Here is a 2,141-nt window from a genome sequence, read left to right as displayed (position 1 = left end):
CCACCGAGAGCGGCGAGCACGAGTCCGACGACCACCTCGAGGGACCGGGCGAGATCTGGGTCCGCGGCCCGAACCTGTTCGCCGGCTACTGGCCGGACGGCGCCGACGGTCCGGACGACGAGGGCTGGCTCGGCACCGGAGACCTCGCCTACCGCGACGCGATGAGCGACCTGCACCTGGTCGACCGCCGCAGCGACCTGATCCTGGTCAGCGGCTTCAACGTCTACCCGGCCGAGGTGGAGCGGGTCCTCGACGCGCACCCGGCCGTCGCCGAGAGCGCGGTCATCGGGGTGCCCGACCCGCGGACGGGGTCCGCCGTCCGGGCGGTCGTCGTCGTGACGCCGGGGCAGCAGCTCACCTTCGAGGAGCTCCAGGCGCACGCCGCGGGGTCGCTGGCCCGGTACAAGGTGCCGACGTCCGTGCACTTCCTGGCCTCGCTGCCGCACTCGCTCACCGGCAAGGTGAGCCGCGCCCGCCTCCGGGAGCTGGGCCTCACCGGCCAGGAGACCGCCGACGACGCACCGCCGGGCCAGGACGCGGTGGCCGCCGGTGAATGAGGCCGCCCCCCGGCTGCAGCTGCTGACCCGCGCCGGCTGCCACCTGTGCGACGTCGCGGCCGAGACGCTGGCGCGCATCGCCGACGAGGCGGGCCTGGAACCGGCATCGGTCGACGTGGACACCGATCCGGAGCTGCAGGCGGAGTACGGCGACCGGGTGCCCGTCGTCCTGCTCGACGGCCGGGAGCACTCCTACTTCACCGTGGACGTCGAACGGCTGCGGCAGGACCTCGGCCTGAGGCACTGACCCAGGCCGCCGAGGTGGCGTCCACCACAGCTCCACCCGTTCGGGCCGGTCAGCGCGCAGCGGCGTGATCGGCGACTTTGTTCCTGCGTTCACAAGCGGTTACCGTGGCGAACGCGGGCGTCGATCGCCCGCGTTTCCGATGTCGCAGCACCGCACCCGGCACCCGCCGGGCGTCCGGGCGCGACCGCTGTGGAGAGCCCGTGATCCAGCCGCGGCCCCGGACGATCCCGGAGGCCACCGTCGCCCGCCTGGCGGTCTACCTCCGGGTGCTGACTGCTCTCACCGAGAGCGGTCGGAGCACCGTCTCATCCGGTGAACTGGCCGCGGCGGCCGGGGTCAACCCCGCGGGGCTCCGCAAGGACCTGTCCCACCTCGGCCCCTGTGGCGTGCGCGGGGTCGGCTACGAGGTCCGCACCCTGCGCGACCGCATCTCCGGCGTCCTCGGCGTGGAGCGCTCGCGGGCCTGCGTCCTGGTCGGCATCGGGAACCTCGGCTCCGCGCTGGCCGACTACGCCGGCTTCGGCTCCCGGGGCTTCGAGTTCGTCGGGCTGTTCGACGCCTCCGCCCCCCGCATCGGGCAGCGCATCGGAGGGCTGACCGTGCGCCCGATCGACGACCTCGAGGACGTCGTCACGGCGACGCAGGCCTCCATCGGCGTCATCACCACCCCCGCCGAGGTGGCGCAGTCGGTCTGCGACCGGCTGGCGACGGCCGGCGTCCGCAGCATCCTGAACTTCGCGCCGGTGACGCTGGCCGCGCCCGCAGGGGTCGACGTCCGCAAGGTCGACCTCTCCGTGGAGCTGCAGGTCCTGGCGTTCATGGGCCAGCAGCGGCTGGTGGGTGAGCTCGCATGAGTCTTCTCGCCGTCGGCGTGAGCCACCAGACCGCGCCCGTGGCGCTGCTCGAGCAGTTCGCCATGGGCCCCGACGACCGGGTCAAGGCGTTGCACGAGCTGGTCGGCAGCGACCACGTCAGCGAGGCCCTCGTGCTGGCCACGTGCAACCGCATCGAGGTCTTCGCCGAGGTCGAGAAGTTCCACGGCGGCGTGACCGACGTCAGCCGGGTGCTCGCCCGCCAGGCCGGCGCCACCGTCGAGGAGCTCTCCCCTTACGTCACCGTCCACTACGAGGACCAGGCCGTCGGGCACCTCTTCACCGTGGCCGCCGGGCTGGACTCGATGGTCGTCGGCGAGACCCAGGTGCTCGGTCAGCTTCGGGCCGCCTACGCCCTCGCCCGCCAGGAGGGCACCGTCGGCCGGGCCCTGCACCCGGTCGCCCAGCGGGCCCTGCGGGTCGGCAAGCGGGTGCACACCGAGACCGGCATCGACCGGGCCGGCG

General features: G+C 73.7%; 2 protein-coding genes and 2 pseudogenes. All 4 read left to right on the top strand.

Annotated features, from left to right (window positions below):
* Positions 1 to 557 (top strand): annotated as a pseudogene (locus E4P40_RS27370) (AMP-binding protein); the annotation flags it as partial.
* Positions 550 to 804, top strand: coding sequence for a glutaredoxin family protein (locus E4P40_RS27365; protein ID WP_135161433.1), 255 nt, complete (start codon positions 550 to 552; stop codon positions 802 to 804). The pseudogene E4P40_RS27370 and the gene E4P40_RS27365, both read left to right, overlap by 8 nt.
* A 200-nt stretch (positions 805 to 1,004) precedes the next feature.
* Complete coding sequence (locus tag E4P40_RS27360; protein ID WP_135161432.1) at positions 1,005 to 1,658, top strand: redox-sensing transcriptional repressor Rex; 654 nt, start codon at positions 1,005 to 1,007, stop codon at positions 1,656 to 1,658.
* Positions 1,655 to 2,141, top strand: a pseudogene (locus tag E4P40_RS27355) (glutamyl-tRNA reductase); the annotation flags it as partial. The gene E4P40_RS27360 and the pseudogene E4P40_RS27355, both read left to right, overlap by 4 nt.

It is taken from the genome of Blastococcus sp. CT_GayMR20, from assembly GCF_004570345.1.
The sequence above is the reverse complement of the archived record's forward strand: the minus strand, read 5'-3'. Positions and strand labels throughout refer to the sequence as shown.